At 72.3% G+C, this 5,048-nt stretch carries 4 protein-coding genes and 1 pseudogene; 3 read left to right on the top strand and 2 right to left on the bottom strand.

Annotated elements, in window-relative coordinates; translation table 11 throughout:
• Positions 1 to 202: 202 nt before the first annotated feature.
• Positions 203 to 1,321: an alanine dehydrogenase gene (ald, locus tag FE811_RS25705; protein ID WP_072464316.1), complete on the top strand. Its 1,119-nt coding sequence runs from the start codon at positions 203 to 205 to the stop codon at positions 1,319 to 1,321.
• Positions 1,322 to 1,327: 6 nt separating this feature from the next.
• Here ald and FE811_RS25700 read toward each other — a convergent pair whose 3' ends face one another.
• Positions 1,328 to 2,818, bottom strand: a complete 1,491-nt coding sequence (locus FE811_RS25700) for a CYTH and CHAD domain-containing protein (protein ID WP_116222804.1) — start codon at positions 2,816 to 2,818, stop codon at positions 1,328 to 1,330.
• A 152-nt stretch (positions 2,819 to 2,970) separates the two neighbouring features.
• The gene (locus tag FE811_RS25695; RefSeq protein WP_181180975.1) at positions 2,971 to 4,164 is read right to left on the bottom strand and encodes a S8 family serine peptidase; all 1,194 of its coding nucleotides are present in this window, start codon (positions 4,162 to 4,164) and stop codon (positions 2,971 to 2,973) included.
• Positions 4,165 to 4,329: 165 nt separating this feature from the next.
• On the opposite strand from FE811_RS25695, the gene FE811_RS25685 reads away from it, so the two are divergent.
• Both FE811_RS25685 and FE811_RS25680 read left to right on the top strand, forming a co-directional pair.
• Complete coding sequence (locus FE811_RS25685) at positions 4,330 to 4,821, top strand: RNA polymerase sigma factor (protein WP_072464314.1); 492 nt, start codon at positions 4,330 to 4,332, stop codon at positions 4,819 to 4,821.
• Positions 4,822 to 4,866: 45 nt separating this feature from the next.
• Positions 4,867 to 5,048, top strand: a pseudogene (locus FE811_RS25680) (hypothetical protein); the annotation flags it as partial.

Genomic DNA, 5,048 nt, shown 5'->3' with positions numbered 1-5,048 from the left:
ATGCGAATATATGCAAGGGTGGCGAGCGGGGGAAAGCTTGCGCCCTGGCGCTTGACGGCGGCAGGATCTTCGATTCTTCTGGGAATCCGGGGCGTCCTTGTGCGCCGGCGCGCCTTGGCGGGGCTTGATTTCGCAGCATCTTGCGGAAAGCCAATGCCAGACTGGCGCCGGGAGTTCCGAAAACCAGCAGGAGGAGAAGGGAATGAGGATCGGCTGCCCCAGGGAGATCAAGCCGCAGGAATTTCGCGTGGGCCTGGCGCCCGCCGCAGCCGCCGAGGCCGTCCTGCGCGGCCACCAGGTGCTGGTCGAGGCCGGCGCCGGCCTGGGCGCGGGCTTCGCCGACGAGGACTACCTGGCCGCGGGGGCGCGGATCGTGCCGGATGCGGCCGCGGTCTTTGCCGAGGCCGAGCTGATCGTCAAGGTCAAGGAGCCGCAGGCGCCCGAGCGCGCCATGCTGCGGCGCGGGCAGGTGCTGTTCACCTATCTGCACCTGGCGCCAGATCCGGCGCAGACGCGCGAGTTGCTGGCTTCGGGCGTGACCGCCATCGCCTATGAGACGGTGACGGATGCGCGCGGCGGGCTGCCGCTGCTGGCGCCGATGTCCGAGGTGGCGGGGCGGCTGGCGCCGCAGGTCGGCGCCTGGGCGCTGCAAAAGGCCAATGGCGGGCGCGGCGTGCTGCTGGGCGGGGTGCCGGGGGTCAGGCCGGCCAATGTGCTGATCATCGGCGGCGGCGTGGTGGGTGCGGCGGCGGCGCGGGTCGCGGTCGGCATGGGCGCGAACGTGACGGTGATGGACCGTTCGCTGCCGCGGCTGTCCTGGCTCGACGATCTCTTCATGGGCAAGCTGACCACCCAGCACGCCAGCGCGGCCGCGACCGCCGAGCTGATCCAGCGCGCAGACATGGTGGTCGGCGCCGTGCTGGTGCCGGGTGCGGCGGCGCCGAAGCTGGTGTCGCGGGCGCAGCTTGAAACCATGCCGCGCGGCGCGGTGCTGGTCGATGTCGCCATCGACCAGGGCGGCTGTTTCGAGACCTCGCGCCCCACCACCCACCAGGATCCGATCTACGAGGTCGACGGCGTGATCCATTACTGCGTGGCCAACATGCCGGGGGCGGTGGCGCGGACCTCGACCCAGGCGCTCGGCAATGCCACGCTGCCCTTCCTGCTGGCGCTGGCCGACAAGGGCTGGCGCCGCGCGCTGGCCGAGGATGCGCATCTGCGCGCGGGCCTGGCCACGCATGAAGGGCAGCTGACCTCGCCGCCGGTGGGCGAAGCGCTGGGGCTGGCGGCGATCACCCCCGACCAGCTGCTGGCGGGCTAGGCCACCCTAGCGCCAGAAGCGCTTGGCATCGACCAGGGCCTCATGCGCTTCGGCGGCGGCCTCGACCAGGGCGCGCTTGTCGCGGTCGGTGCCCAGCAGCGCGGCCGCCGCGGGGTCGCCGGCCAGGCCCAGCCGCTCGACCAGCGCCGGGGCCGCCGCCAGGTCGTTCAGCGCGCCCATGCGGTCCTGCAACGCCTCGAGTGCGGCCAGGAAGCGCGCGGCCCGGCGCCTGCGGCGCTTTTCCGCATAAAGCGGTGCGAAGAACTCGGCGGCATAGCGCAGCTTCTTGGCGTCCTTGCGCAATTCGTGCCGGGTCTCGTCATCCACATCGGCAAGGCCGATGCCGTCCTTCTTGACCTTGCGGCGCAGGCGGTCGAGCGCGGCCGAGGCGAATTCGCGCAGGGGCAGGTCGCGGATCTCGGCGGCCGAGGGCTGCGTCGTCCAGGGGCCGATGGCAAGATATTCCGCCAGGTCGAGCATCAGCAGCCGCGCCCGGCGCGAGCCGAGCGCCGTCCGGGCCTGGGCATAGGCCGCCATCCGCGCCGGCTCCAGCCGGGCGCGCAGCGCATCCGGCCGGCAGCGCAGGCGCAGCACGTCCAGGTCGCGCGCCTCGCCCAGCACCCCGGCCAGCCAGCGGCTTTCACCGTTCAGCCGCGCGGCCGTCTCGTCCTGAAGCATTGGCTTGAAGATGGACAGGGCCGAGCGCAGCCGGCGCAGCGCCACCCGCGCCTGATGCACGGCCTCGGGGTTGCCGGGATCGACCAGCGGCTCGTTGAGGCGGAACTGCCGCAGGCAGGCGGCGCCGATCTGGCGAAAGCCCTCGGCCGCCGCCATGTCGCGGTGAAGGGCTGTCGGCGCGGCCTTGTGCATGCGCAGCACCGGGCCCAGCAGGCGAAAGCCGTGATCGGCCTCGCTCAGCACGCCCAGGCGCAGCGGCGCGATCTCGTCCAGCCGGCGGGCCAGCGCGTAAAGCGCGGTGGGCGCGCCTTCGCGCAGTGCCAGCCGAAGCTCGCAGCGCGCCGAACGGCGGTCGGCGGCCGTCACCTCGCCCCGGTCCAGCGCCAGCTCGATGTCGGCGCCCTGCCAGGACAGGGACCAGAGCTGCCGCTGGAGGCGCAGGTCGAACAGCGGGCCGATGTCGGCCACCTTTGGCCCCAGCAGCGCGCAAAGCGGCGTGCGCTCGTCCAGCACCGGCCTGTCGCCTGCGACGGGCTGGCGCCATTCGGGCAGCACGAACAGATCGGCGGTGCTGCCGGTGGCCCGGACGATCTGGATGCGCCCGGTTTCGTCCTCGCCTTCGCCTTCGCCCTCGGCCAGGCTCAGCGTAAAGCCGGCGGCCGCCAGGTCCCGGTCGGGCGTGTCGAAATAGGTGGCATGGAGCGGCAGGACGGCTGGCTCCCCCGGCAGCAGATCCGAGGCGCGCAGGGCCTCGGCCGCCTCGGGCGCGATCTCGAGCATCAGCTCCGGCACGGAGACCATGGTTTTCTGTTGCGGCATTTCGACCTTCCATCGGGCGCTTCCGGACATCGTGCCGGCCCGTCCCGGAACGGGCGGCGGCAGAGGCAGGATAACCGACGGCTGAAACACCTCCATGTCGGTTTTCGTCGAAACGCCGAAACTGCCGCAACCCCAGCCGCACCGTGCCGGGATCAGAGGCAGGGATCGAGCGGGCTGACCAGGCCGTGGCCGAAGACCTCGTCATGGCCGGCCTTGCCCAGATCCCGCGCGCTGGATTGCAGGCGCGCGCGCACCTCGGCCGGGGTCAGCCCCGGTTCCTTCTGCATCAGCAGCGCCGCGGCCGCGGTGACGAAGGGCGTCGCGAAGGAGGTGCCGGTCTTGGTCCGCGCCCCGCGGATCGAGGCGGCGGTCCAGACATCCACCCCCGGCGCCGCCAGGTCGATATGCCCGCCCCGGTTCGCCCGGCGATAGACCTGGGCGCGGCGGTCCACCGCCGTGACCGCGATGACCTGCGGATAGGCGGCCGGATAGGCCGGCTTCGCCGCCGGCCCGCCATTGCCCGCCGCCGCCACCAGCACGATCCCGTCCCGGTCCATGCGCCGGACCTGCCCGGCCAGGGCGTCGTTCGCCGGGCCGGCCAGCGACAGGTTCACGATCCGCACCTGCTGCGCGGTCAGGTAGTCCAGCGCCTCGACCAGCGCGAAGGCATCGGCGCGCTCGTCCTGGCGCTGCTTGTGAAAGGCATCGACGGCGACCAGCGGCGCCCCCGGCACCAGCCCCGGCGTGCGGCCGTCGGCGCGCCCGACCAGCAGCGCCGCGACCGCGGTGCCGTGCATCTGGTCCGAGGCCGCGGCCTCGCCGTCCGAGGCGATGCGGTGCAGGCTGATCCGCGCATCCTCCAGCGCCTCGTGCCGGATGTTGAGCCCGGTATCCACCATGCCGATCCGGGGCGGCGTGCCGCAGGTCGCGCCATGCGCCGGCCAGGCGATCATCTGCCGGGCGGGGCAGTCGGCGCCCCGGCAGCCCGGCGCATTGCCCGGCCGGTAGTAATGGTTGAAATCGGCCGCCGTGGCCGAGGCCATGGCGCGCACCACGTCCCGCGCCTGCTCAAGGGGCATGGCGGCGGGCTTGCGCAGCCGGTGCATCGGCTCGCCCGCGCTGAGCCGGGTTTCGTGCAGCACCTCGAAGCCCATGTCCTGCAACTGCGCCAGATCGGCCGGCGACAGGCCGCGCGCGATCACCTCGTCCGGGGCGCGCTGGGGCAGGGGCTCGGCGCGGACCCGCGGCTGGGCCGGCGGCGGCGCCCGGCGGCGGGGCGCATCGTCATCGTCGTCGTCATCATCATCGTCGTCGTCATCGTCGTCGTCGTCATCGTCNCCGTCCAATCGGCGCCGGGGCGCAGGTCGGCCAGCAGCATGGCGGCCAGCACGGTCACGAACAGCAGCAGGCGCGGCATTTCCCTTCCTCCATGAAGCCGGTTTCTGGACATTCTACGCCCGACACATTCTATTATTCCCCGCCCAGGTCAATTTTCCCGCCCGGAGGACTTCATGGATGCGGCTTTCGGCGAAGCCCTGATCGCCCTTTTGCCGAACCTGCGGCGATTTGCGCTGTCGCTGTCGCGCCGCGCCGATCTGGCCGACGACCTGGTGCAGATCACCGTCGAGCGCGCCATCACCCATGCCGCCGGATTCGACCGCCGCGCGCGGCTGGAGCCGTGGCTGTTTCGCATCATGCGCAATGCCTGGATCGACCAGACCCGGCGGCAAAGGACCGCGGGCACCCAGGTCGACATCTTCGAGATGCCCGAGGCGCTGCCGGTGGACCCGGCCCCGGCGCTCGAGGCGCATCTGATGCTGCAATCGGTCGAGGCGGCGATGGCCACCCTGCCGCCCGAGCAGCGCGAGGTGCTGCATCTCGTCTGCGTCGAGGAGATGAGCTATGCCGAGACCGCCGAGGTGCTGTCGATCCCGGTCGGCACGGTGATGAGCCGGCTGTCGCGGGCGCGGCTCGCGCTGGCCGGGAAGTTGGGAATAGAATGACGGGCGGCGCGTATACGGCGGGCAACCCGGCGGGAGGACAGGCCCATGCAGATCGACGATGAGACCCTGATGGCGCTGGCCGACGGCGAGCTGGAGCCCGACCGGGCCGAGGCGGTGCGCCGGGCCGTCGCCGCCGATCCCGAGTTGCAGCGCCGGCTGAGCCGCTTTGCCGAGACGCGGCGCCTGCTGGGCGGCCTGCGCACCGGCGCCGGCGGCGAAGACCCGCT

The sequence above is a fragment of the Paracoccus sp. FO-3 genome (assembly GCF_006386455.1).
In the GTDB taxonomy this organism is placed as follows: Bacteria; Pseudomonadota; Alphaproteobacteria; order Rhodobacterales; family Rhodobacteraceae; genus Paracoccus; species Paracoccus versutus.
Note: the sequence above shows the minus strand (reverse complement) of the source record. Positions and strands in the feature narration are given on the sequence as shown.